This window comes from Streptomyces sp. CRN 30 (genome assembly GCF_034105845.1).
The window spans coordinates 39,040-62,340 of record NZ_JAVRHI010000377.1 but is presented as its reverse complement, the minus strand read 5'-3'; the positions used below and the strand labels follow the sequence as shown (position 1 = coordinate 62,340).

The 23,301-nt window shown below is 72.5% G+C and carries 22 protein-coding genes; 12 read left to right on the top strand and 10 right to left on the bottom strand.

Features of this window, described 5'->3' with window-relative positions; translation table 11 throughout:
• Positions 1 to 77: 77 nt before the first annotated feature.
• Entirely contained in the window at positions 78 to 494 is a 417-nt protein-coding gene (locus tag UW392_RS40770) for a Fur family transcriptional regulator (protein WP_320780309.1), read from the bottom strand.
• A 143-nt stretch (positions 495 to 637) separates the two neighbouring features.
• Between UW392_RS40770 and UW392_RS40765 the strand changes: the two genes are divergently transcribed.
• A complete protein-coding gene (locus UW392_RS40765) occupies positions 638 to 2,092 on the top strand; it encodes a catalase (RefSeq protein WP_320780316.1) in 1,455 nt (484 codons plus the stop codon).
• Positions 2,093 to 2,181: 89 nt separating this feature from the next.
• Here the strand turns inward: UW392_RS40765 and UW392_RS40760 are convergent, their stop codons facing one another.
• On the bottom strand, positions 2,182 to 2,589 hold the full coding sequence (locus UW392_RS40760) for a cyclic nucleotide-binding/CBS domain-containing protein (RefSeq protein ID WP_320780308.1): 408 nt from the start codon (positions 2,587 to 2,589) through the stop codon (positions 2,182 to 2,184).
• A 233-nt stretch (positions 2,590 to 2,822) separates the two neighbouring features.
• Positions 2,823 to 3,623 (bottom strand): histidinol-phosphatase, encoded by an 801-nt coding sequence (gene hisN, locus UW392_RS40755; RefSeq protein ID WP_320780307.1) that lies wholly within the window; start codon positions 3,621 to 3,623, stop codon positions 2,823 to 2,825.
• A gap of 379 nt (positions 3,624 to 4,002) precedes the next feature.
• Here hisN and UW392_RS40750 point away from each other — a divergent pair, with 379 nt between their 5' ends.
• A complete protein-coding gene (locus UW392_RS40750; protein WP_320780306.1) occupies positions 4,003 to 4,617 on the top strand; it encodes a helix-turn-helix domain-containing protein in 615 nt (204 codons plus the stop codon).
• A 29-nt stretch (positions 4,618 to 4,646) separates the two neighbouring features.
• Here the strand turns inward: UW392_RS40750 and UW392_RS40745 are convergent, their stop codons facing one another.
• The 4 genes from UW392_RS40745 to UW392_RS40730 all read right to left on the bottom strand — a co-directional run bounded on the left by UW392_RS40745 (position 4,647) and on the right by UW392_RS40730 (position 8,294).
• Positions 4,647 to 4,970: a multidrug efflux SMR transporter gene (locus UW392_RS40745; RefSeq protein WP_320780305.1), complete on the bottom strand. Its 324-nt coding sequence runs from the start codon at positions 4,968 to 4,970 to the stop codon at positions 4,647 to 4,649.
• Positions 4,971 to 5,088: 118 nt separating this feature from the next.
• A complete protein-coding gene (gene rsgA / locus UW392_RS40740; protein WP_320780304.1) occupies positions 5,089 to 6,102 on the bottom strand; it encodes a ribosome small subunit-dependent GTPase A in 1,014 nt (337 codons plus the stop codon).
• Positions 6,103 to 6,118: 16 nt separating this feature from the next.
• On the bottom strand, positions 6,119 to 7,435 hold the full coding sequence (aroA, locus tag UW392_RS40735) for a 3-phosphoshikimate 1-carboxyvinyltransferase (RefSeq protein ID WP_320780303.1): 1,317 nt from the start codon (positions 7,433 to 7,435) through the stop codon (positions 6,119 to 6,121).
• 136 nt (positions 7,436 to 7,571) lie between these two features.
• Complete coding sequence (locus tag UW392_RS40730; RefSeq protein ID WP_320780302.1) at positions 7,572 to 8,294, bottom strand: M50 family metallopeptidase; 723 nt, start codon at positions 8,292 to 8,294, stop codon at positions 7,572 to 7,574.
• Between the two features lie 67 nt (positions 8,295 to 8,361).
• Here UW392_RS40730 and UW392_RS40725 point away from each other — a divergent pair, with 67 nt between their 5' ends.
• The 10 genes from UW392_RS40725 (at position 8,362) to UW392_RS40680 (ending at position 18,572) form a co-directional block, all read left to right on the top strand.
• Positions 8,362 to 9,177, top strand: a complete 816-nt coding sequence (locus UW392_RS40725) for an SOS response-associated peptidase (RefSeq protein ID WP_320780301.1) — start codon at positions 8,362 to 8,364, stop codon at positions 9,175 to 9,177.
• Between the two features lie 37 nt (positions 9,178 to 9,214).
• Positions 9,215 to 9,880 carry an alpha/beta family hydrolase gene (locus UW392_RS40720; protein WP_320780315.1) on the top strand — a complete coding sequence of 222 codons (666 nt, stop codon included), beginning with the start codon at positions 9,215 to 9,217 and terminating at the stop codon, positions 9,878 to 9,880.
• Between the two features lie 327 nt (positions 9,881 to 10,207).
• Entirely contained in the window at positions 10,208 to 10,894 is a 687-nt protein-coding gene (gene sigR / locus UW392_RS40715) for an RNA polymerase sigma factor SigR (RefSeq protein WP_320780300.1), read from the top strand.
• Positions 10,891 to 11,193 (top strand): mycothiol system anti-sigma-R factor, encoded by a 303-nt coding sequence (rsrA, locus tag UW392_RS40710; RefSeq protein WP_320780299.1) that lies wholly within the window; start codon positions 10,891 to 10,893, stop codon positions 11,191 to 11,193. Before sigR ends, rsrA begins: the two co-directional genes overlap by 4 nt.
• Positions 11,194 to 11,363: 170 nt before the next feature.
• The gene (locus UW392_RS40705; RefSeq protein WP_320780298.1) at positions 11,364 to 12,731 is read left to right on the top strand and encodes an HD-GYP domain-containing protein; all 1,368 of its coding nucleotides are present in this window, start codon (positions 11,364 to 11,366) and stop codon (positions 12,729 to 12,731) included.
• Positions 12,728 to 14,005, top strand: coding sequence for an HD-GYP domain-containing protein (locus UW392_RS40700; RefSeq protein WP_320780297.1), 1,278 nt, complete (start codon positions 12,728 to 12,730; stop codon positions 14,003 to 14,005). The genes UW392_RS40705 and UW392_RS40700 overlap by 4 nt, the downstream gene beginning before the upstream one ends.
• Before the next feature lie 154 nt (positions 14,006 to 14,159).
• The gene (locus UW392_RS40695) at positions 14,160 to 15,140 is read left to right on the top strand and encodes a hypothetical protein (RefSeq protein WP_320780296.1); all 981 of its coding nucleotides are present in this window, start codon (positions 14,160 to 14,162) and stop codon (positions 15,138 to 15,140) included.
• A gap of 78 nt (positions 15,141 to 15,218) precedes the next feature.
• Positions 15,219 to 15,869: a peptide deformylase gene (def, locus tag UW392_RS40690; RefSeq protein ID WP_320780295.1), complete on the top strand. Its 651-nt coding sequence runs from the start codon at positions 15,219 to 15,221 to the stop codon at positions 15,867 to 15,869.
• A gap of 241 nt (positions 15,870 to 16,110) precedes the next feature.
• Positions 16,111 to 17,196, top strand: a complete 1,086-nt coding sequence (cyc1, locus tag UW392_RS40685) for an epi-isozizaene synthase (RefSeq protein ID WP_320780294.1) — start codon at positions 16,111 to 16,113, stop codon at positions 17,194 to 17,196.
• Entirely contained in the window at positions 17,193 to 18,572 is a 1,380-nt protein-coding gene (locus UW392_RS40680) for a cytochrome P450 (RefSeq protein ID WP_320780293.1), read from the top strand. The genes cyc1 and UW392_RS40680 overlap by 4 nt, the downstream gene beginning before the upstream one ends.
• 39 nt (positions 18,573 to 18,611) lie before the next feature.
• Here the strand turns inward: UW392_RS40680 and UW392_RS40675 are convergent, their stop codons facing one another.
• The 3 genes from UW392_RS40675 to UW392_RS40660 all read right to left on the bottom strand — a co-directional run bounded on the left by UW392_RS40675 (position 18,612) and on the right by UW392_RS40660 (position 23,238).
• Positions 18,612 to 19,574: a GlxA family transcriptional regulator gene (locus UW392_RS40675; RefSeq protein WP_320780292.1), complete on the bottom strand. Its 963-nt coding sequence runs from the start codon at positions 19,572 to 19,574 to the stop codon at positions 18,612 to 18,614.
• A gap of 260 nt (positions 19,575 to 19,834) precedes the next feature.
• Complete coding sequence (locus tag UW392_RS40665; protein ID WP_320780314.1) at positions 19,835 to 20,791, bottom strand: ribonucleotide-diphosphate reductase subunit beta; 957 nt, start codon at positions 20,789 to 20,791, stop codon at positions 19,835 to 19,837.
• Between the two features lie 56 nt (positions 20,792 to 20,847).
• Positions 20,848 to 23,238, bottom strand: a complete 2,391-nt coding sequence (locus UW392_RS40660; protein ID WP_320780290.1) for a ribonucleoside-diphosphate reductase subunit alpha — start codon at positions 23,236 to 23,238, stop codon at positions 20,848 to 20,850.
• Positions 23,239 to 23,301 lie beyond the last annotated feature (63 nt).

Below are 23,301 nucleotides of genomic sequence, written 5' to 3'. Positions count from 1 at the left end.
GCCCCAACTGCTCAGTGGCGTAGAGACGCAGCAGGAGGCCCCGGCACCGATCGGTGCCGGGGCCTCCTGCTGCGTCTCTACGCCACTGAGCAGTTGGGGCACACGCCCCGGTACGTCACCTCGACGTCCGAGACGGTGAAGCCGAAGCGCTCCGAGGCGGGCAGGTCCGCCAGCGGGTCGCCGGTCGTGTGGACGTCGCGGATCGCGCCGCACCGGGCGCAGATCAGGTGGTGGTGGGGCCGGTGCGCGTTCGGGTCGTAGCGCTTGGCGCGCTTGTCCGTCGCGACCTCGAGCACCTCGCCGAGGGAGACCAGTTCTCCCAGGGTGTTGTACACGGTGGCCCGGGAGATCTCCGGCAGTCTGTCGACCGCGCGGGCGTGCACCTCGTCGGCCGTCAGATGGACGTGTTCACCGTCGAGGACCTCGGCCACGACACGTCGCTGCGCGGTCATGCGCCACCCGCGTCCGCGCAGCCGTTCCAGTAGGTCACTCATACACGCCAGCCTAACAGCAAGGGGAACAAGTCCCGAATGGGTGTGACTTTGGAGCTTTACTTGACTTAGACATTGTCCATTGTAGGATCGAGCTCGGCATAAGCCAAGGGACAGGACCAGCAGTAATGACGCAGGAGGCGTACGTGTCGCAGGGACCGCTCACGACGGAGGCCGGTGCTCCGGTCGCCGACAATCAGAACAGCGAGACCGCGGGCGTCGGCGGGCCCGTGCTCGTCCAGGACCAGCTCCTGCTGGAGAAGCTCGCGCACTTCAACCGCGAGCGCATCCCGGAGCGCGTGGTGCACGCCCGTGGCGCCGGCGCCTACGGCACCTTCACCGTCACCGGTGACGTCACGAAGTACACGCGTGCGAACTTCCTGTCCGAGGTCGGCAAGGAGACCGAGGTCTTCCTGCGCTTCTCGACCGTGGCCGGCAACCTCGGTGCGGCGGACGCCGTCCGTGACCCCCGGGGCTGGGCGCTGAAGTTCTACACCGAAGAGGGCAACTACGACCTCGTCGGCAACAACACCCCGGTCTTCTTCATCCGGGACGCCATCAAGTTCCCCGACTTCATCCACACCCAGAAGCGCGACCCGTACACGGGCTCGCAGGAGGCGGACAACGTCTTCGACTTCTGGGGCCTCAGCCCGGAGAGCACCCACCAGGTCACCTGGCTCTTCGGTGACCGCGGCATCCCCGCCTCGTACCGCCACATGGACGGCTTCGGTTCCCACACCTTCCAGTGGAACAACGAGGACGGCGAGGTCTTCTGGGTCAAGTACCACTTCAAGACCGACCAGGGCATCAAGAACCTGACGGCCGAGGAGGCCGAGGTGCTGGCGGGCAAGGACCCCGACTCCCACCAGCGTGACCTGCGCGAGTCCATCGAGCGCGGCGAGTTCCCGACCTGGACGGCGTACGTCCAGATCATGCCGGCGGCGGACGCGGCGACCTACCGCTTCAACCCGTTCGACCTGACCAAGGTCTGGCCGCACGCGGACTACCCGCTGATCGAGTACGGCAAGCTGGAGCTCAACCGCAACCCGGAGAACATCTTCGCCGAGGTCGAGCAGTCCATCTTCAGCCCCGCCCACTTCGTGCCGGGCATCGGTCCCTCCCCGGACAAGATGCTCCAGGGCCGTCTCTTCGGCTACGGCGACGCCCACCGCTACCGCGTCGGCATCAACGCCGACCAGCTGCCGGTGAACCGTCCGCACGCCACCGAGGCGCGCACCCACTCCCGTGACGGCTTCCTGTACGACGGCCGCCACGCGGGCGCGAAGAACTACGAGCCCAACAGCTTCGGCGGCCCGTTCCAGACGAACCGCCCGCTGTGGCAGCCGTTCTCCGACTTCACGGGCGCCACGGGCAACCACCCGACGCCGGTCCACGCGGAGGACAACGACTTCGTGCAGGCGGGCAACCTCTACCGCCTGATGACGGAGGACGAGAAGGAGCGCCTGGTCAACAACCTGGCGGGCGCCATCTCCGGGGTCACGCGCGACGACATCGCCGAGCGCGCGATCAACAACTTCCGCCAGGCGGACGCCGACTTCGGCAAGCGTCTGGAGGCCGCGGTCCAGGCCCTGCGCGGCTGATCCGGATCGACCGCTTGTCGTCGAGTGACGGGCCGGGATCCCCTCGGGGTTCCGGCCCGTTCGCTTGCCCGTGGGATCTGCCGTACGTGTCAGACGGGGGCGTGCTGCCGGGCCGGGACCTGCCGGGCGGGGGCCCAGCGGCGGATGATGTCGCGGACCGAGACGATGCCCACCGGGTCGCCGCCGTCCAGGACGATGAGGTGCCGGAAGCCGCCGTGGGCCATGGCGCCCGCGGCCTCCTCCAGCGTCCAGGACGGCGTGGCGAACACCACGTCGGTGGTGGTGTGGGCGTGGACGCGCTCGACGTCCGGACTCTGGCCCAGGCCCACGGAGTTGAGGACGTCGCGCTCGGTCAGTATGCCCAGCCCGCCGGCCTCGGGGTCGAGGACGATGGCCGCGCCGACCCGGCGGGCCGACATCAGGGCGGCGGCCTGGCGGAGGGTGTGGTCGGGGCCGATGGTGAGGACCACTGTGCTCATGGCGTCGCGAACGAGCATGGGGTTCAGCCACCTCCTAGGGAACCCCTGGCGCTAGTTCAGGGATTCACAAGTTCACAAGTGGGGGAACTCTCAGAGTCGCAGCCGGACAACAGGTCAACAAGAGGGCGCGCGAGTCAGTTCGGGGCGCCCGCGCGTCACGGGGAACCCTTGCTGCCCAGGAGCGCCGGAGTGTCCCTCAAGTCCCTGTGCTCCGACGCCTCTTCCACGCTCCGGCGCCCTGCCCGGCGCGCTCAGCCCCGCCCGGCGAGGTGGTCCAGCAACTCGTCGTGCAGCAGCCCGTTGGACGCCGCCGCGTCGCCGCTGTGCGGGCCGGGGCGGCCGTCGAGGCCGGTGAAGGTGCCGCCCGCCTCCGTCACGACGATCGCGTTGGCCGCCATGTCCCACAGGGACAGCTCCGGTTCGGCGCAGATGTCGACGGCGCCCTCGGCGACCATCATGTACGGCCAGAAGTCGCCGTACGCGCGCGTGCGCCACACCTTGCGGCTCAGGTCCAGGAAGCCGTCGAGCCGGCCCCGCTCCTCCCAGCCGCTCAGCGAGGAGTACGCGAAGGAGGCGTCGGACAGCTCGGCGACGCTCGAGACCCGCAGCCGGGACGCGGAGGCCAAACTGCGCCCGCTGTACGCCCCGTGCCCCTTCGCGGCCCACCAGCGGCGGCCGAGCGCGGGCGCGGAGACCACGCCGACCACCGGCTGGAAGCCTCCTTCACCGGCCTCCATCAGCGAGATCAGGGTCGCCCACACCGGAACGCCGCGCACGTAGTTCTTGGTGCCGTCGATCGGGTCGACGACCCAGCGCCGCGGGCCCGTGCCCTGGACGCCGTACTCCTCGCCGAGGACCGCGTCCCGCGGCCGGGAGCGCTTGAGATGGCCGCGGACCAGCTCCTCGGCGGCCCGGTCGGCCTCGCTCACCGGGGTCATGTCCGGCTTCGTCTCGACCTTGAGGTCGAGCGCCTTGAACCGGTCCATGGTCACCGCGTCGGCGGCGTCCGCGAGGACATGGGCGAAGCGCAGGTCATCGAGATAGTCGGGCATGCACGAACCGTATCGGGCGGATCCGGCGCACGGCCACACGGCCCCGGCGGCCCGCCCGGCACCTGCGTGCGCCCGGCCCCGCGGGCGTTGCCGGACCGGCGCGACGGGGTTCACCATGGCGGCGTGGGCGCTCCATCCCGAGCCGGAGGCGCGGCACCCGCCCCCGCCGGCGGGTACTCCGGGGCGTGCGGCGCACAACTGGCGCCCGGGGCCCACGCGTCCCTTCCACGACCTGCGCTGTGCGCCATGGGAGAACCCTGCGCGCGGTCGCCGCGCACGTTGGCCGACACGCGCCCCCGGGCGCCGTCGCACACCCTTGACAGTGCCTCGGCGCGCGTCAAATCTGAGCTCCAGAGCCGCTGCTCGCCCCTGGGAGGCGATGATGCCTGCAGCGCGGGAATCCCTGCTGGACGCTGCCTACACGGCGCTTGCGCGTCGTCCCTGGTCCGCCGTGCGCATGGTCGACGTCGCCGCCGTGGCGGGGGTGTCCCGGCAGACGCTCTACAACGAGTTCGGCAGCAAGGAGGGGCTGGCCCGCGCCCTGGTGCGCAGGGAGGCCGACGCCTACCTCGCCGGGGTCGACCGGGCGCTCGCCACCCACACCGACGCCCGTGAACGCCTGGCCGCGGCCGCGGAGTGGACCGCGTCGGCGGCCCGGGAGAACGCGCTGGTGCGGGCCATGCTCACCGGCTGCTGGAGCGAGCGTCTGCCCGCGCCGACGCTCTCCGCGGTGCCCTCGTCGTCCGCGGTCCCCGCGCAGCGCCGCGCCGACGGACCGCTGCCCTCGCCCGCCGACTTCGTCGCCCTGGTACGGGACCGCGCGGTCGCCCTGCTCGGCGCGCCCGGCGCCCACAAGGCGGACGCGGTGGAGCTGGCCCGCGGCTGCGAACTCGCCTTCCGGCTCGCCCTGTCCTGCCTCTCGGCGCCGCCCGGCGAGGGCGGCGTGACGGACCTGGTGCGCACCGCCCTGCTGCGGCAGCCGATCCGTCACTGACGGCGGCGCGCGGTGCCTTGTCGGTCGTCCTATTGCGCGGACCCGGACAACTGGAGCCCGATGACGCCTGCGATCACCAGCGTGATCGAAACGATCTTCAGGGTGGACACCACGTCGCCGAGGAACACCATTCCGTAGATCGCGGTGCCGGCGGCGCCGATGCCGGTCCACACCGCGTACGCGGGGCCCACGTCCAGCTTCTTCAGGGAGAGGGTCAGCAGACCGAAGCTGCCCAGTGCGAAGACGGCGAACGCGATCGTCGGCCAGAGCCTGGTGAACCCGTGCGAGAGCTTCAGGCAGACCGCGAAACCGGTCTCGAGGATCCCGGCCACGATGACCAGCAGCCACGCCATGTTGCGTCCTCCCGTGTTCCCTGTTCCGCGACCTGTTCCGTGCCCGCTTCGTCCGGCTTGGAGTGACTGGTGCGATTATGCACTTACCGAAGTCCCGGAAACGCAAACAACGGGGAGGTCAGTCGCCCTCGTGCCGCTCCCGGGTGGCCAGCAGCCGGCGCAGGGAGTACAGCCGGGCGGGATCCGCGTGCCCCTCGGCCACCCATGCGTCGAGCGCGCAGTCCGGCTCGTCGTGGCTGCACGCGCGCGGGCAGCCCTCCGTGCCGGGCTCCAGGTCGGGGAAGGCGTGGATGACGCGCGACGGGTCGATGTGCGCGAGCCCGAAGGACCGTACGCCCGGGGTGTCCACGACCCATCCCGCCCCGTCGCCGCCCAGCGGCAGCGCGAGTGCCGAGGTGGTGGTGTGCCGGCCCCGGCCCGTGACCGCGTTGACGTGTCCCGTGCTGCGTCGGCGGTCCTCCGGCACCAGCGCGTTGACCAGGGTGGTCTTGCCGACCCCCGAGTGGCCGACGAACGCCGTGATCTTGCCGTCGAGGTGCTCGCGCACCCGGTCCGCCGCGTCGCTGTTCTCCAGTTCGTCACGGCTGGTGACGACGTACGGGATGTCCAGGGCGCCGTACAGCTCCAGCAGCTCGTCCGGCGGTGCCAGGTCCGCCTTGGTGAGGACGAGGAGCGGGGTCAGCCCGCCGTCGAACGCCGCGACCAGGCAGCGGTCGATCAGGCGCGGGCGCGGCTCGGGGTCGGCGAGGGCGGTGACGATGGCGAGCTGGTCGGCGTTGGCGACGACCACGCGCTCGTAGGGGTCGTCGTCGTCCGCGGTGCGGCGCAGGACGGACGTCCGCGGCTCGATGCGCACGATGCGGGCCAGGGTGTCCTTGTCGCCGGAGAGGTCGCCGACGAGGGCGACCCGGTCGCCGACGACCGCGGCCTTGCGGCCCAGCTCGCGGGCCTTCATGGCGACCACGACGCGGTCGTCGACGAGGCAGGTGAGCCGGCCGCGGTCGACGGTGAGGACCATGCCGTCGGCCGCGTCCTCGTGTTTGGGGCGGATGTGCGTCCGGGGGCGGTTGCCCTTGCGGTTCGGGCGGACCCGGACGTCGTCCTCGTCGGTGTGCTTGCCGTAGCGGCGCATGATCCCGGTCCGCCCGTCAGTTCCCCAGCATCCTGTCCCACAGATCGGGGAAGTCCGGCAGGGTCTTGGCCGTCGTCGCCACGTTCTCGATCTCCACGCCCTCGACCGCCAGGCCGATGATCGCGCCCGCGGTGGCCATGCGGTGGTCGTCGTAGGTGTGGAAGACGCCGCCGTGCAGCCGGCGCGGGCGGATGCGGAGGCCGTCGGCGGTCTCGGTGACGTCACCGCCGAGCTCGTTGATCTCCTTGGTGAGCGCGGCCAGCCGGTCCGTCTCGTGCAGCCGCAGGTGGGCCACCCCACGCAGGGTCGAGGGGGAGTCGGCGAGGGCGGCCACCGCCGCGATGCCCGGGGTGAGCTCGCCGACCTCGCCCAGGTCGACGTCGATGCCGTGGACTTTGCCCGAGCCGGTGAACACCAGGCCCGTCTCGGTCAGTTCGCAGGAACCGCCCATCTCGGTGAAGATCTCACGCAGCCGGTCGCCCGGCTGGGTGGTGCGGGCCGGCCAGTCGGGAACGAGCACCTTGCCGCCGGTGACCAGGGCCGCCGCCAGGAAGGGCTGGGCGTTGGACAGGTCCGGCTCGATGGTCAGGTCGCGGCCCAGCAGGGCGCCCGGCGTGACCCGCCAGACGTTCGGCTCGCCGCCCGACTCGGGGGTGTCGACCTGGGCGCCGACCGAGCGCAGCATGTCGACGGTCATCCGGATGTGGGGCATCGACGGCAGCGTGGAGCCGGTGTGCCGTACCTCCACGCCCTGGTTGAAGCGCGGGCCGGAGAGCAGCAGGGCGCTGACGAACTGGGAGGAGGAGGAGGCGTCGATCTCGACCGGACCGCCGTCCAGGGCGCCGCCGCCGTGCACCGTCATGGGCAGCGCGCCGCGGCCGTCGTCGTCGATGCGGGCGCCGAGGGCGCGCAGGGCGTCGATCACGCCGTGCAGCGGCCGCTCGTAGGACCGCGGGTCGCCGTCGAAGCGGACGGGACCGTCGGCGAGGGCGGCCACCGGCGGCAGGAAGCGCATCACGGTGCCGGCGTTGCCGACGTCGATGGTGGCCGGACCGTGCAGCCCGGTGGGGAGCACCCGCCAGGCCTCGCCGGTCCCGTCCGGGCCGATGCCCTCCTCGATGCCCACGCCCATGGCGCGCAGCGCGGAGGCCATCAGCAGCGTGTCGCGGGAGCGCAGCGGGCGGCGCAGCCAGCCCGGCTCTGAGGCGAGGGCGGCGAGCACCAGCGCGCGGTTGGTGACCGACTTGGACCCGGGCACGTGGACCGTCGCGTCGACGGCTCCGCTCGCGTGCGGGGCGGGCCAGAGGGCGGTGTGTGCGGGGTTCACGGTCATGCGCTCCACTTTAGTGGCTGGCCGTGACCGGCCCTCCTGTACAAAAGCGCGGAAACACCCGCGAAGTCACCGTGTCGACATGCGATGGGGGCCCGCCCCGTATGCGGACGGCCCGGCGCGGCCCGGGCCTCGCGCTTCAGAGCCGCAGCAGCCAGCGCCCGCCGCCCATCAGCGAGCAGAGCGACACCGCGTGGAACAGGAACAGCCACATCCCGGGCGGCACGTGCGTCAGCCGCGCCAGCTGGTCCGCGTCGGACTCCCCCGCCCCGCCCCGGCGCCGCTTGGCCTGGAGCTCGAACGCCGGCCGCACACCGCCCAGCAGCAGGAACCACACCACCGCGTAGGCGAACGCCGCCTGCACCTGGGGCCCGGCCAGCCAGGAGACCGCCATGAACGTACCGCCCGCCAGTACGACGGTGAGCGCCCCGTAGGCGTTGCGGATCATCACCAGCATCGCCACCAGCAGGGCGGTGGCCAGCCACAGCAGCAGGGTGATGCGTCCCGCGCCGAGCAGCGCGGCACCGCCGAGGCCCAGCAGCGGGGGAGCGGTGTATCCGGCGGCGGCCGTGAGGATCATGCCGAGCCCGGTCGGCTTCCCCCGGCTGACGGTGAGTCCGCTGGTGTCGGAGTGCAGCCGTATCCCGGTCAGGGTGCGGCCGGTGAGCAGTGCGACCAGGCCGTGGCCGCCCTCGTGGGCGATGGTGACGGCGTTGCGCGAGAGCCGCCAGACGGCCGGCGGGAGCACCGCGCCGAGCGCGACGGCCGCGGTGGCGAGGACGACCCAGGTGTCGGGATCGGGCTGGGTGCCGGAGACCTCGTCCCAGAGGCCTGCCAGTGAGGCGGCTGCGGTGCTGTGCATGGCGGGCGGTGGCTCCCTCTGGTGGGGTGGTGGCCGGGCGACGGGTGGGCCTGGCAGTGTGGCACGTATGTGCGGACGGTTTGCAGCGAGTCGTGGGGCCGAGGATCTCGCAGAAGTCTTCGAGGTCGAGAAGTACGAGCCGGAGGAGGATCCGGCGCCCGACTTCAACGTGGCCCCGACGAAAGAGGTCTACGCGGTCCTCGACCGTCCCTTGAAGGACGCCGAGGACCAGCGCCCGGTTCGCCAGCTGCGCAGGCTGCGCTGGGGGCTCGTCCCGTCCTGGTCCAAGTCGCCCGACGGCGCCGCCCGGATGATCAACGCCCGCGCGGAGACCGTGCACGAGAAGCCGTCGTACCGCCGCTCCTTCGCCACCCGGCGCTGCATCGTCCCCGCGGACGGCTACTACGAGTGGGTCACCGGGCAGCAGGAGCGCGACCTGGAGGTCGAGGGGAAGAAGAAACGGCCGCGCAAGCAGCCGTACTTCGTGCTCCCCGCCGACGGGTCGGTGTTCGCGATGGCCGGGCTGTACGAGTTCTGGCGGGACCGGACGCTGCCGGACGACCACCCGCGGGCCTGGTGGGTGACCTGCTCGGTCATCACCACCGAGGCCGAGACCACGCCGCTGGCCGGCGAGCCCGCCGAGGGCCCGCGCACCCTCGCCGACATCCACCCGCGGATGCCGCTGATGCTCACCCCGGACCGCTGGGACGCCTGGCTGGACCCGGCCCGCACCGACGTCGACGAGGTGCGCGGGCTGCTCGCGCCGCCGCCCGCCGGCCTGCTGCGCGCGTACCCCGTCTCCACGGCGGTCAGCAACGTCCGCAACAACGGCCCGGAGCTGCTGACGGAGCTGGAGGGGCCGGAGGAGGGCACACTCTTCTGATGTGACGGAGAACAGCAAGACGACCGGGACCGTCGAGATGGCCGGGACCACCGAGACGGCCGGGACGGCCGGGACCATCCGGACGGTCGAGACGGACGCGGGCACCGCCCGCATCACCTGGCACCCGGCGCCGCGGGCGCGCCTGGTCCTCGCCGTGGGCCACGGCGCGGGCGGCGGCATCGAGGCCCGTGACCTGCGGGCGCTGGCCCGGGACCTGCCGGGACACGGGGTGACCGTCGCGCTCGTCGAGCAGCCCTGGCGGGTGGCCGGCAAGAAGCTGGCGCCCGCCCCGAAGACGCTGGACGCGGGCTGGCGGGGGCTGTGGCCCGCGCTGGCGGAGCCGGGGCTGCCCGTGATCGCGGGCGGCCGGAGCGCGGGCGCCCGCGTGGCCTGCCGTACGGCGCGGGAACTGGGCGCCACGGCCGTACTGGCCCTGAGCTTCCCGCTGCACCCGCCGGGCAGGCCCGAGCGGTCCCGGGCCGACGAACTGCTCGGCGCCGGGGTGCCCACGCTCGTCGTGCAGGGCGGCAACGACCCGTTCGGGAAGCCGGCCGAGTTCCCCGAGGGGCCGCACCGACTGGTCGAGGTGGCGTACGGCGATCACGGCTTCGCCGTGCCGAAGCGGGCGCCGCTCGGCCAGGACGAGGCACTGGGCGCCGTCACGGACGCCGTGCGGGTGTGGATCGCGTCACTCCCGCGGTGACCCGGTGCGGAGTGCGCGGCGCCATGCGCTCCGCGTCACCCGGGTGAAGGACGGGAATGCCGGGTCGGGGACTTCTGTTGTGCGGATCAGACAGGGACAGCGCGGACCGCGCTGAGCATCCGACGAGAGGAAGTCCGCCGCATGGGTTCGACCATCTGCCCGAGCCGCAGCAGCGCCGGCCAGCTCGACTGGACGGTTCTGCACGCGGTGAACGACGCCTCCGTCCGGGCGGCGGGCGGAGTGCACCGGCAGGCGACGCCGCCCGCACGTCGTCTATCCTCCGATTCGAGTGGGATCGGTTTCGGTCCCGCGCAGACTCTGGAGGAGGTGGGTCCGGTCACTGGGACCGACGCCGGTACCGAACACGGCCAGGCGGAGCAGCCCGAGGGCCGCGGCGGTGGCAGCACGGAGACGACCGCCGAGCGCAGCGCGCGCTTCGAGCGGGACGCGCTCGAATTCCTCGACCAGATGTACTCGGCCGCCCTGCGCATGACGCGCAACCCGGCCGACGCCGAGGACCTGGTGCAGGAGACGTACGCGAAGGCTTACGCGTCCTTCCACCAGTTCCGTGAGGGCACCAACCTCAAGGCGTGGCTGTACCGCATCCTCACGAACACCTTCATCAACTCGTACCGCAAGAAGCAGCGCGAACCGCAGCGCAGCGCGGCCGAGGAGATCGAGGACTGGCAGCTGGCGCGTGCCGAGTCGCACATGTCGACGGGGCTGCGCTCCGCCGAGTCGCAGGCGCTGGACCACCTGCCCGACTCGGACGTCAAATCAGCGCTGCAGGCGATCCCCGAGGAGTTCCGCATCGCCGTGTACCTGGCGGACGTGGAGGGCTTCGCCTACAAGGAGATCGCGGACATCATGGGCACACCCATCGGTACGGTGATGTCCCGCCTGCACCGGGGGCGCCGGCAACTGCGCGGCATGCTGGAGGACTACGCCCGCGAGCGCGGACTGGTCCCGGCCGGCGCCGGAGAGTCGAACGAAGCGAAAGGCTCGGGCTCATGAGCTGCGGAGAGCCGCACGAGACGGATTGCAGCGAGATCCTCGACCATCTCTACGAGTTCCTGGACCGTGAGATGCCGGACAACGACTGCACCAAGTTCGAGACGCACTTCGAGGAGTGCTCGCCGTGCCTGGAGAAGTACGGGCTCGAGCAGGCCGTGAAGAAGCTGGTCAAGCGGTGCTGCGGGCAGGACGACGTACCGACCGACCTGCGGGCGAAGGTCCTGGGCCGGATCGACCTGATCCGCTCCGGGGAGACCGTGCCCGAGCATGACGTGACGAAGGCGCCCCAGGAGTCCTGACTCCGGACGCTCGACGTTCGACCCCCGTGCGGGCCGCACCGTCAAGGTGCGGCCCGTCGTCACTCGAACGTGTGCATCCGCGGGCCGGGCACCCGCGCATTCACGCATTGCCGTCCCCGCCTCCCGCGCGCCCCCCTAGGCTCCGGAGCCTGAAAAAGGGGAGGCGCGCCATGAGGTCGGTCCCGGGGTGGGCACGTGCGTACATCGCCGGTGCCGTACTCGCCGCCCTGGGCTGCCTGGCCGCCCTGCCGGACGACCCCGTCCCCTGGGGGGCGGTGGGCCTGCTCGCCGTGCTGTACGCGGGCTGCGAGCAGATCACCCGGTGCCCGTTCCTGGGGCGTCGTGCCCCCGAGGGCATGGGCACCTTCTTCCCCGTCCTGCTCGCGGGCGCCTTCCTGCTGCCGCCCCCGGCCGCCGCGCTCGTCGCGGTGCCGGGGGCGCTGATCTCCCGGGTGGAGCGGCGGCCGCGCGGGCCGCGGCGCCTGTGGCGCGCGGCCCGGCTCACCGTCGCGGTGGGAGCGGCCTCGCGGGTGCACGGGGCGCTGGGCGGCCCGGAGGCGGTCGCCGGGCCCGACCTCCCGTACGCGCTGGTCCCCGCGGTCGCCGCCGTACTGGTGTTCTGTACCGTCCTCACCCTGCTCGACACCGGCATCCTGGCCCTCGCCGAGCGCGTGCCCGTGCGCAACCTCCGGTCCGGCGGGCTCTTCGCACGGCAGCTCGCGCCCGTCGTGGCGCACGGGCTCGGCGGGCTGATGATGGCCGTCCTGTGGCGCGGCCCGCACGGCCCGGCCGCGGCCCTCCTCGTCCTGCTGCCGATGTACGTGTCCTGCTGGGTGTTCGCGCAGGCGCACCGCGAGCGGGCGGCGCACCGGGCCACCGTCCGGGCCCTGGTGCAGGCCGTGGACATCAAGGACGGCTACACGCGTGGGCACAGCGAGCGGGTGGGCCGGGCCTCCGGCATGATCGCGCGCGAGCTGGGCCTGGGCGACGGGCGCGTCGAACTGGTCCGCTTCGCCGGCATCCTGCACGACGTGGGCAAACTCGGCGTGCCCACCCGGCTGTTGCGCAAGGAAGGACCGCTGACCCCCGAGGAGCGGCGGGTGGTCGAACTGCATCCCGAGTACGGGCACGAGATGGTGCGCGGCATCGGGTTCCTGGGCGAGGCCCGCTCGGCGATCCTGCACCACCACGAACGGCTGGACGGCAGCGGCTACCCCTGCGGGCTGGTGGGCGACCGGATCCCGCAGCCCGCGCGGATCGTCGCCGTCGCCGACGCCTTCGACGCGATGACCTCGACCCGGTCCTACCGCCGGGCCCGGCCGGTCGCGGCCGCGCTGGAGGAACTGCGGCGGTGCGCGGGCACCCAGTTCGACCCGGTGATGGTGCGGGCGCTGGTGCGGGCCCTCGACCGGCACGGCTGGCACCCGCCGGTCACCGTGGACACGGCCGACACCGCGGACGCGTCCGCAGCGCGCGGAAACGTACCGCCTCCGTCGTCGCCCCTGCGCACGGAGGCCGGCACGGAGGCCGGACCGTGAGGCACCCGTCCGGTGTGCCCGCGCACTGCTCCGTGGACGGGCTCACCCCCGTCGTGCTCGTCCGCGGTGCGACCGTCCTCCTCACCGTCACCGCCCTCGTCCACACCGTGGGACACGGGTTCGACGGGGGTGCCGCGGCCCTCGCCTTCGGGCTGCTCGTCGCCGTGGGCGAGCTGTCCCGGTGGACCGGCGCCGGAACGCGGGAGCCCGCACCGCTCGCGGCGGCCGGAGCGCTCGCGTACGCCCTGCTCGGCCAGGACGCCGGGGAGCCCACGCGGCACGGCGTGCTCCAGGTCGTCGCCGTCGTGACCGTGGCCGCCCTCGCCGGGTGCCTGCCGCGCGCGGCCCGGGAGCGCGGGGCCGTCGTCGACCGGCTCGTCCGGCGCGTCCTCACCGTCGCCTGCGCCGCCCTCTGCTTCCGGCTGCTCCCCGGCCCGGACGCGTACCCCGGGTGGCACGGCCCCGCGTACGTGCCGCTCCTGATCGCGGCGCTCGGGCCGGCCGCGCTGTGCGACGCCCTGCTCGCCGCGACGCTGACGCGCGCCCGCACCGGCTGGCCCCTCGGCCCGCTGCTGCGCGACGCACTGCGGGCGCTGCCCTGCATCGGGTCCGCGGTGTGCGCCACCGGCGTCGCGATGTCGCTCGCGGTGGCGGTGGCCGGCCTGTGGGCGCTGCCCGTGTTCTGCCTGCCGCTGCTGCTCGCCCAGCTCTCCTTCCGCAGGCACGCGGCCGTGCGCACCACCTACCGGCAGACCATCGCCTCCCTCGCGCGGGCCACCGACATCGCCGGGTACACCCCGCCGGGGCACGCCCGGCGGGTGGCCGCGCTCAGCCGGGCCGTCGGCCGCGAGCTGGGGCTCACCGAGTCCGAGCTGACGGTGCTGGAGTACGCGGCCCTGATGCACGACATCGGGCAGCTGTCCCTGGTGGACCCCGTGCCGGCCGGGGCGACGGCCGGGCTCCCGGCCGCGCAAGCGCGGCGCATCGCCCTCCTCGGCGGCGCCGTGGTCCGGCAGACCGGGGTGGACGCCGAGGTCGCGGTGGTCGTGGAGCGGCAGGCCGACCCGTACCGGGAGCAGCCGGTGGGCGCGCGGATCGTACGGACCGTGAACGCCTACGAGGAGAGGACCCGGGACGCCGGCCCGGACGCCCCGCCGCGGGCGATCGAGGAGCTGCGGCGGCGGACCGCGCGGGACCACCAGCCCGAGGTCGTGGAGTCGCTGGCCCGGGTGCTGGCGCGCGGGGGAGGCGGGGTGCGCGGGTGCCCCGGCTGAGGGTGGTGGACCGGGCCCGTGCCGTCTTACGCTGCCCGCGGCTGGGTAACCCATGGGTAATGAGCGCCCCTCCCGCCGTACGTGGTTGGATGCGAGGGAGAGGGTGCCCCGGGGCACAGGCCGGCCCACTCGACTTGACTGGCAGGCGGGAATCGTGAGGATCTTCGGCAAGGGACGGCACCGGCCCTCCGCCTCCTGGCGGCAGGCCACCGACCGCGCGTTCACGCTGATCGGTGACGGGCGGTACGAGGACGCGGGCGCGCTGCTGACCCGCGCCGCCGACCTGGAGCCCTGGCTGTCGGAGTCCTGGTTCAACCTCGCGCTGCTGCACAAGTTCCGGCACGACTGGGAGCAGGCGCGGGCCGCGGGCCTGCGGGCCGTGGCCCTGCTCGACCGGGAGACCGGGGCGCCGGACTGGTGGAACGTGGGCATCGCGGCGACCGCCCTGCAGGACTGGCCGCTGGCCCGGCGGGCCTGGCAGGCGTACGGGCTGAAGGTGCCCGGCGGGTCCGGCACGTCCGGGGAGCCCGTGGGCATGGACCTGGGCAGCGCGGCCGTACGGCTGTCGCCGGAGGGCGAGGCCGAGGTCGTGTGGGGGCGCCGGCTCGACCCCGCCCGGATCGAGGTGCTGTCCATCCCGCTGCCGTCCTCGGGGCGGCGCTGGGGCGAGGTCGTGCTGCACGACGGGGTCCCGCACGGCGAGCGCACCACCGCCGCCGGGCACGCCTACCCGGTGTTCGACGAGATCGAACTGTGGGCGCCCTCGCCGGTGCCGACCTGGGTGGTGCTCCTCGAGGCGGCGACCGAGGAGGACCGGGACGCGCTGGAGCAGCTCGCGGCCGACGCCGGTTTCGCCGCCGAGGACTGGTCGTCCTCGGTGCGGCTGCTGTGCCGGCTGTGCTCGGAGTCCCGGATGCCGTCCGACGAGGGCGACGGCGAGCACCTCGACCCGCACGACCACAGCGAGCCCGGTCACCCGGGGCCGCTCGGCCACCGTACGGACGGACAGCTGTGGGCGCCGGAGCGGGAGTGCGGCATCGCGGCGCCCGCCTCCCTGGTGCGGGGGCTGCTGGACGGCTGGGTCGCGGACAGCCCGGACTCCCGGGCCTGGCGGGACCTGGAAGAGGTCTGCTGAACCGGCTCCCGGGCCGGACCACCCTTAGGCTGTCAGTCGCAGTTTCATCCGAGTTTTGCAGGAAGGCGTACGTCGGTCATGGCGCAGCAGGACACCGATCAGCAGCACGCGGGCGTGCTCCCCGTGGACGACGAGGGCTTCGTCATCGACACCCAGGAGTGCGAGGAGCGCGAGCAGGCCTACCGCGAGCGCGGCACCTCCCGGCCGATCACGGTCGTCGGGAACCCGGTCCTGCACAAGGAGTGCGGGGACGTCACCGAGTTCGACGACGAGCTCGCGAAGCTGGTCGACGACATGTTCGCCAGCCAGCGCACGGCCGAGGGCGTGGGTCTGGCCGCGAACCAGATCGGTGTGGACAAGAAGGTGTTCGTCTACGACTGCCCGGACGACGAAGGTGTCCGGCACGTCGGCGTGGTCTGCAACCCCAAGCTCGTGGAGCTGCCCGCCGAGGCGCGCCGGCTGGACGACGGCAGCGAGGGCTGCCTGTCCGTGCCGACCGCGTACGCGCCGCTCGCCCGCCCCGACTACGCCGAGGTCACCGGGCAGGACGAGAAGGGCAACCCGATCAGGGTGCGCGGCACCGGCTACTTCGCGCGCTGCCTGCAGCACGAGACGGATCACCTGTACGGCTACCTGTACATCGACCGCCTCTCCAAGCGCGAGCGCAAGGACGCGCTGCGGCAGATGGCGGAGAACGAGCCACGCTACCCGGTGGTGGCGAACGACTGACGGGTGCCGGTGCCCCGTACGAACGGCGTCCGGCCGGAGATCCGCTCCGGCCGGACGCCGTTCGCGTCCCCGGGACAGGTTCGAAGCCGGATGCTCCTTAACTGATCCAGCCACAATCATGCAAGAGGGCTTCCTCAGCAACTTGGGGTAGTGAGCGGTGCAAATCCGTTCCCAAGCGGTCAGTCCGGGTGCTGAATGGAAGGGCGCGGGGACACGCACGGTGGCTGAGAGGGGTTTGTTCGTGCCTGCATTCCCACAGAGCACCTCACCTACGACGACAGTGGCCGCTGTCCCGCCATCACTCCGTCTCCCGGTGGTCGAGGCGGCGTTCTCCCGGCAAGTGCACCCGTACTGGCCCCGGCTCCAGGGCCGGACGAGGGCCTGGCTGCTGGAGAAACGCCTCATGCCGGCGGACAAGGTGGCGGAACACGCCGACAGCCTGCGCTACACCGACCTCATGGCGGGCTACTACATGGGCGCCCCCGACGAGGTCCTCCAGGCGATAGCCGACTACAGCGCCTGGTTCTTCGTCTGGGACGACCGCCACGACCGCGACGTCGTGCACGGCAGGCCCACCGCCTGGCGGCGGCTCAAGCACCGGCTCCACGTGGCCCTCGACTCCCCGCGGGACCACCTGCACCACCGCGACCCGGTGGTCGCGGGCTTCGCCGACAGTACGCTGCGGCTGTACTCGTTCCTCGGCAGGAAGTGGAACGCCCGTTTCGCCCGGCACTTCCACGAGGTGATCGAGGCGTACGACCGGGAGTTCCACAACCGCACGCGGAAAGTCGTGCCGACGGTCGAGGACTACCTCGAACTGCGCCGGCTCACGTTCGCCCACTGGATATGGACGGACCTGCTGGAACCCAGCGCCGGACGGGAACTCCCCACCGTCGTACGGAAACACCCCGCATACCGGCGGGCCGCCCTGCTCAGCCAGGAATTCGCCGCCTGGTACAACGATCTGTGTTCCTTCCCGAAGGAACTCGCGGGCGCCGAGGTGCACAATCTCGGCATCAGCCTCATCCACCACCGGGGAATGACCCCGAGAGAGGCGAATGACGACGTCCGGCGGCGCGTCGAGAAATGCGTCACCGCGTTCCTCGACGCCGAGCGGGACGCCGTCCGGCTCGCCGACTGCCTCAACGACGGCACCCAGCGGGGCAAACAGCTGGGCGCCGCCGTGCGGGCCTGCGTCGGCAACATGCGCAACTGGTTCAGCTCCGTCTACTGGTTCCACCACGAGTCGGGCCGGTACATGGTCGACAGCTGGGACGACCGGTCCACACCCCCGTACGTCACCAACGAAGCGGCAGGTGAGAAATGACCGTCGAATCCGTGAAGCCCGCGCACCCCGCGTCCCCGACGGGCCCGGAACCGATCGAACCGCCCCTCGCCCCGGGCGCCGTCCCGGGCCTCGGCCACGGCGGGAAGCTCGTGCGGGACCCACTGGGCTTCCTCGCCCGGCTGCGCGACGAGGGCGACGTGGTCCGGCTCAGGTTCGGGCCGAAGACCGTGTACGCCGTCACCACCCCACAGCTCACCGGCGCGCTGGCGCTGAACCCCGACTTCCACGTCGCCGGCCCGTTGTGGGAGTCCCTCGAGGGCCTGCTCGGCGGGGAGGGCGTGGCCACCGCCAACGGGCCGCTCCACCGCCGCCAGCGGCGCACCGTCCAGCCCGCCTTCCGGCTCGACGCCATCCCCGCCTACGGGCCGGTCATGGAGGAGGAGGCACGGGACTTCGCCGCGCGCATGGCGTCGGGAGAGCCCTTCGACTGCACCGCCGAGTCGTTCCGCGTGGCGGTGCGCATCGCGGCCCGCTGCCTGCTGCGCGGCGAGTACATGGACGAGCGGGCCGAGCGGCTGTGCGCCGCGCTCGCCACCGTGTTCCGCGGGATGTACCGGCGCATGGTGATCCCGGCCGGGCCGCTCTACCGGCTGCCGCTCCCGGCCAACCGCCGGTTCAACCGCGCGCTGGCCGACCTGCACCGCCTCGTCGACGAGATCGTCGCCGAACGCCGGGCCTCCGGCCGCCGGCCGGACGACCTGCTGACCGCCCTGCTGGAGGCCGAGGACGGGAACGGCGCCCCCATCGGGGAGCAGGAGATCCACGACCAGGTCGTCGCCTTCCTCACCCCCGGCGGCGAGACCGTGGGCACGACCGTCATGTGGCTGCTCCAGGTCCTCACCGAGCACCCCGGGCACGCCGACGCGGTGTGCGCGGAGGTGGAGTCCGTCGTGGGGGACCGGCCCGTCACCTTCGCGGACGTCCACCGGCTGTCCCACACGAACAACGTCGTCGTCGAGGCGATGCGGCTGCGCCCCGTCGTCTGGATCCTCGCGCGCCGGGCGGTCGCGGAGACCGACCTCGGCGGGTACCGCATCCCGGCCGGCGCGGACATCATGTACAGCCCGTACGCGATCCAGCGCGACCCGCGGTCGTACGAGCGGCACCTGGAGTTCGACCCCGACCGCTGGCTCCCGGAACGGGTCAGGGCCGTGCCCAAGTACGCGATGAGGCCGTTCGGCGTGGGCAACCGGAAGTGCCCGGGTGACCACTTCTCCATGGCGCTGCTCACCCTGGTCACGGCGGCCGTGGCGCGGCGCTGGCGGCTGGAGCAGGCGCCCGGCTCGAACGCCACGCCCCGGGTGGGCATCACGCTCCGCCCGCGGCGGCTGCTGGTGCGGGCGGTCCCCAGGTGACGCCGGTGAGGTGACGGCGCCCGGTGCCGGCGCGCGCGTTCAGGCGGCCTCGGGGCCCCTGAACGTGCGCCGGTACATGTACGGGGTGGTCCCCAGCGTCCGTACGAAGTGGTGGCGCAGCACGGCCGCCGTACCGAAGCCGGTGCGGCCCGCGATCGCGTCCATCGTCTCGTCCGTGGCCTCCAGCAGGCGCTGGGCGGCCAGCACGCGCTGGCGCAGGATCCAGCGGTAGGGCGTGGTGCCCGTCTCCTGCTGGAAGCGGCGGGCGAAGGTGCGCGGGGACATGTGGGCGCGGTCGGCGAGCTGTTCGACGGTCACCTCCGCATCGAGGTGTTCCTCCATCCACACCAGCACCTCGCCGACCGTGTCGCACCGCGAGCGGGGCAGCGGCCGTTCGACGTACTGGGCCTGGCCGCCGTCCCGGTGCGGGGGCACCACCATGCGGCGGGCGATGGCGTTGGCGACCTCGGTGCCCTGCTCCTTGCGGACGATGTGCAGACAGGCGTCGATGCCGGCGGCGGTGCCGGCCGAGGTGATGACCGGGTCCTCGTCCACGTACAGCACGTCCGCCTCGACGGCCGCGCGCGGGTACTGCAGGGCCAGCTCGTCGGCGTGCCGCCAGTGCGTGGCGCACCGCCGGCCGTCCAGCAGTCCGGCCGCGCCCAGCAGGAAGACCCCGGAGCAGACGCTCAGCACCCGCGCGCCCCGGTCCACGGCCCGGCGCAGCGCGTTGAGCAGCGCGGGCGGGAAGTCCCGCCCCAGGTAACTCTCACCGGCCGGCACGGCGATCAGGTCCGCCTCGTCGAGCCGCTCCAGGCCGTACGGCGTGGAGATGGTGAACCCGGCGTGCGTGGTGAGCGTGGGGCCCTCCGCGGAGACCACCGCGAAGTCGTACACGGGCAGCCCCTCGTCGCTCCGGTCGATCCCGAACACCTCGCAGACCACGCCCAGTTCGAAGGGGTGCACTCCGTCGAGCAGTACGACGGCCACGTTCCGCAGCATGCCGCCAGTGTCGCGCAGGGCTGGCAGTAAATCGAGGGGGTGTGGCAGTTCTGCCACTGACGGTAAGGAGCGTCCGGCGCGAGAGTGGTGTCCATGGATACGGCACACACGCAAGCACTCGTCGGAATGCTGGCCGTCCTCGGTCTCCTGGCCCTGCTCGTCCTCCCCGCGCTGACCGGCATCGTGCGCGAGCTGCGCATCGACCGTCAGCTGAGGGAGGCCGAGCAGGGACGGCGGAGGGACGACCGGCAGAGGGAGAGTCAGAAGTCCTCGTCGAAGCCGACCGAACCCTCCACCGCCACCTGGTACGCGGAGGGGCGCCGCTCGAAGAAGTTGGTCAGCTCCTGCACGCCCTGAAGCTCCATGAAGGAGAAGGGGTTCTCCGAGCCGTACACGGGCGCGAAGCCGAGGCGGGTCAGCCGCTGGTCGGCGACGCACTCCAGGTACTGGCGCATCGACTCGGTGTTCATCCCCGGGAGGCCGTCACCGCACAGGTCGCGCGCGAACTGCAGCTCGGCCTCGACGGCCTCCCGCAGCATGTCCGTCACCTGCCGGCGCAGCTCGTCGTCGAAGAGGTCCGGCTCCTCCTTGCGGACGGTGTCCACCACGTCGAACGCGAAGGACATGTGCATCGTCTCGTCGCGGAACACCCAGTTGGTGCCGGTGGCCAGACCGTGCAGCAGGCCCCGGCTGCGCAGCCAGTAGACGTAGGCGAAGGCGCCGTAGAAGAACAGGCCCTCGATGCAGGCGGCGAAGCAGATCAGGTTGAGCAGGAAGCGGCGCCGGTCGGCCTTCGACTCCAGCCGGTCGATCTCCTCCACCGAGTCGATCCACTTGAAGCAGAACTCGGCCTTCTCGCGGATGGAGGGGATGTTCTCCACGGCCGCGAAGGCCGCCGCGCGGTCCTCCGGATCAGGCAGGTAGGTGTCCAGGAGCGTCAGGTAGAACTGGACGTGCACGGCCTCCTCGAACAGCTGCCGCGACAGGTACAGGCGCGCCTCGGGGGAGTTGATGTGCTTGTAGAGGGTGAGCACCAGGTTGTTCGCCACGATCGAGTCACCGGTCGCGAAGAAGGCGACCAGCCGGCCGATGAGGTGCTGCTCCGCCGGGCTGAGCCTGGCGAGGTCGGCGACGTCGGAGTGGAGGTCGACCTCCTCCACGGTCCAGGTGTTCTTGATGGCGTCCCGGTAGCGCTCGTAGAAGTCGGGGTAGCGCATGGGGCGGAGGGTGAGCTCGAAACCGGGGTCGAGCAGGTTGGTGTTACGGGTGGTCGTCACTGGCAGGCCTCGCAGGTCTCGGGGTTCTCGAGGGAGCAGGCGACGGCTTCGGGGTCGGCCCCGGCCGTCTGTTGTGCGGGGACGGTGGCCTGCGCCCGTGCGGCGCGGGCGATGCGGGTCGCCGGGCGCGAACGCAGGTAGTACGTCGTCTTCAGGCCCGACTTCCAGGCGTACGCGTACATCGAGGAGAGCTTGCCGATGGTCGGCGTCTCCATGAAGAGGTTGAGCGACTGCGACTGGTCCAGGAACGGGGTCCGGGCGGCCGCCATGTCGATCAGGCCGCGCTGCGGGATCTCCCACGCGGTGCGGTAGAGGGCCCGTACGTCGGCGGGGATCCAGGAGCAGTCCTGCACCGAGCCGCTCGCCTCGCGCAGCGCCTCCCGGGTGCGGGCGTCCCACACGCCGAGCCGCTTCAGGTCCTCCACCAGGTACGAGTTGACCTGGAGGAACTCGCCCGACAGCGTCTCGCGCTTGAAGAGGTTGGAGACCTGCGGCTCGATGCACTCGTACACACCGGCGATCGAGGCGATGGTGGCCGTCGGCGCGATCGCCAGGAGCAGGGAGTTGCGCAGCCCGGTCGCGGCGACGCGCTCGCGCAGGGCCGCCCAGCGCTCCGGCCAGGCGAGGTCCACGTCGTAGTGGTCGGGGTGCAGCACGCCCCGGGCCGTACGGGTCTGCTCCCAGGCGGGCAGCGGACCGTGCCGCTCCGCGAGGCCGGCGGAGACCTCGTACGCGGCGAGCATGATCCGCTCGGCGATGCGGGTCGACAGTGCCCGGGCCTCGGGGGAGTCGAACGGCAGCCGGAGCCGGAAGAACACGTCCTGGAGACCCATCACCCCCAGGCCGACCGGCCGCCAGCGGGCGTTCGAACGGGCCGCCTGTTCGGTGGGGTAGTAGTTGACGTCCACGACACGGTCGAGGAAGGTCACGGCCGTGCGGACCGTGGCGTCCAGCCGCTCCCAGTCCAGCTCGCCCGCCCCACCCGCCTCCGGGTCGACGAAGGCGCCGAGGTTGACCGACCCGAGGTTGCAGACCGCGGTCTCCCCGTCGTCCGTCACCTCCAGGATCTCGGTGCACAGGTTCGAGGAGTGGACGACGTGGCCCGGCTCGGCCGTCTGGTTGGCGGTGCGGTTCGCGGTGTCCTTGAAGGTCATCCAGCCGTTGCCGGTCTGGGCGAGGGTGCGCATCATGCGGCCGTACAGCTCACGGGCGGGAAGGGTCCTCCGTGCCAGACCCTTCGCCTCCGCCGCCCGGTAGGCCGCGTCGAACTCCGCGCCCCACAGGTCCACCAGCTCGGGCACGTCGGACGGGGAGAACAGCGACCAGGGCGCGTCGGCGTCCACCCGGCGCATGAACTCGTCCGGGATCCAGTGCGCGAGGTTCAGGTTGTGGGTGCGCCGCGCGTCCTCACCGGTGTTGTCCCGCAGCTCCAGGAACTCCTCGATGTCGGCGTGCCAGGTCTCCAGGTACACCGCGGCCGCGCCCTTGCGCCGCCCGCCCTGGTTCACCGCGGCGACCGAGGCGTCCAGCGTCTTCAGGAACGGGACGATGCCGTTGGAGTGCCCGTTCGTGCCCCGGATCAGCGCGCCCCGGGAGCGCACGCGGGAGTACGCGAGCCCGATGCCGCCCGCGTGCTTCGAGAGGCGCGCCACCTGGAGGTAGCGCTCGTAGAGGGAGTCCAGCTCGTCCTTGGGGGAGTCGAGGAGGTAGCAGGACGACATCTGGGGGTGCCGGGTGCCCGAGTTGAAGAGGGTGGGGGAGGAGGGGAGGTACTCCAGGCGGCTCATCAGGCCGTACAGGGCGGCCACGTCGTCGACGGCCTCGACGGTCTCGTCCTCGGCGAGACCGGCGGCGACGCGCAGCAGGAAGTGCTGCGGGGTCTCGATCACCTGCCGGGTGAGCGGGTGGCGGAGCAGGTAGCGGCTGTGCAGCGTGCGCAGGCCGAAGTAGCCGAAGCGCCGGTCGGCGCCCTCGGCGACGGCGGTGTCGACCAGCGCGTCGAGACGGGCCGCGTGCCGGCTCACGAACGCGGCGGTGCGGTCCGCGACCAGGCCCTCGCGATGACCGGTGGCGACCGACCGGGAGAAGGAGCGCACACCCTGGGAGGCGGCCTCGGCGGCGATGCCGATCGTCAGCAGGCGGGCGGCCAGCCGTGAGTACGCGGGGTCCTCGGAGATGAGCCCCGCCGCCGCCTCCGTGGCCAGCTCCCGCAGCTCCGCCTCGTCCGCGTGCGCGGACCGGCCGCGCAGCGCGGCGGCGGCGACCCGGCCGGGGTCGGTGTCCGGGAGGTCGGCGGTGAGCTCGGTCAGGGTGCGCAGCAGCGCGGTACCGGGAGCGTCGGCTTCCGGTGCGGTGACGGAGGCCGGGTCGGGTGGCGCGACGGTCACGTGGGGCTCTCTCTCGCTCGGCTGGGGGCCTGGCGGAGCGAGCGGAGGCACACGGGCACGTGC

Excerpts from the sequence above, each read along its gene's own strand:
- UW392_RS40770 (WP_320780309.1), bottom strand. The coding sequence starts at position 494 with ATGAGTGACCTACTGGAACGGCTGCGCGGACGCGGGTGGCGCATGACC.
- UW392_RS40760 (WP_320780308.1), bottom strand. The coding sequence starts at position 2,589 with ATGCTCGTTCGCGACGCCATGAGCACAGTGGTCCTCACCATCGGCCCC.
- hisN (WP_320780307.1), bottom strand. The coding sequence starts at position 3,623 with ATGCCCGACTATCTCGATGACCTGCGCTTCGCCCATGTCCTCGCGGAC.
- UW392_RS40750 (WP_320780306.1), top strand. The coding sequence starts at position 4,003 with ATGATGCCTGCAGCGCGGGAATCCCTGCTGGACGCTGCCTACACGGCG.
- UW392_RS40745 (WP_320780305.1), bottom strand. The coding sequence starts at position 4,970 with ATGGCGTGGCTGCTGGTCATCGTGGCCGGGATCCTCGAGACCGGTTTC.
- rsgA (WP_320780304.1), bottom strand. The coding sequence starts at position 6,102 with ATGCGCCGCTACGGCAAGCACACCGACGAGGACGACGTCCGGGTCCGC.
- aroA (WP_320780303.1), bottom strand. The coding sequence starts at position 7,435 with ATGACCGTGAACCCCGCACACACCGCCCTCTGGCCCGCCCCGCACGCG.
- UW392_RS40730 (WP_320780302.1), bottom strand. The coding sequence starts at position 8,294 with ATGCACAGCACCGCAGCCGCCTCACTGGCAGGCCTCTGGGACGAGGTC.
- UW392_RS40725 (WP_320780301.1), top strand. The coding sequence starts at position 8,362 with ATGTGCGGACGGTTTGCAGCGAGTCGTGGGGCCGAGGATCTCGCAGAA.
- UW392_RS40720 (WP_320780315.1), top strand. The coding sequence starts at position 9,215 with ATGGCCGGGACCACCGAGACGGCCGGGACGGCCGGGACCATCCGGACG.
- rsrA (WP_320780299.1), top strand. The coding sequence starts at position 10,891 with ATGAGCTGCGGAGAGCCGCACGAGACGGATTGCAGCGAGATCCTCGAC.
- UW392_RS40705 (WP_320780298.1), top strand. The coding sequence starts at position 11,364 with ATGAGGTCGGTCCCGGGGTGGGCACGTGCGTACATCGCCGGTGCCGTA.
- def (WP_320780295.1), top strand. The coding sequence starts at position 15,219 with ATGGCGCAGCAGGACACCGATCAGCAGCACGCGGGCGTGCTCCCCGTG.
- UW392_RS40680 (WP_320780293.1), top strand. The coding sequence starts at position 17,193 with ATGACCGTCGAATCCGTGAAGCCCGCGCACCCCGCGTCCCCGACGGGC.
- UW392_RS40675 (WP_320780292.1), bottom strand. The coding sequence starts at position 19,574 with ATGCTGCGGAACGTGGCCGTCGTACTGCTCGACGGAGTGCACCCCTTC.
- UW392_RS40665 (WP_320780314.1), bottom strand. The coding sequence starts at position 20,791 with ATGCGCTACCCCGACTTCTACGAGCGCTACCGGGACGCCATCAAGAAC.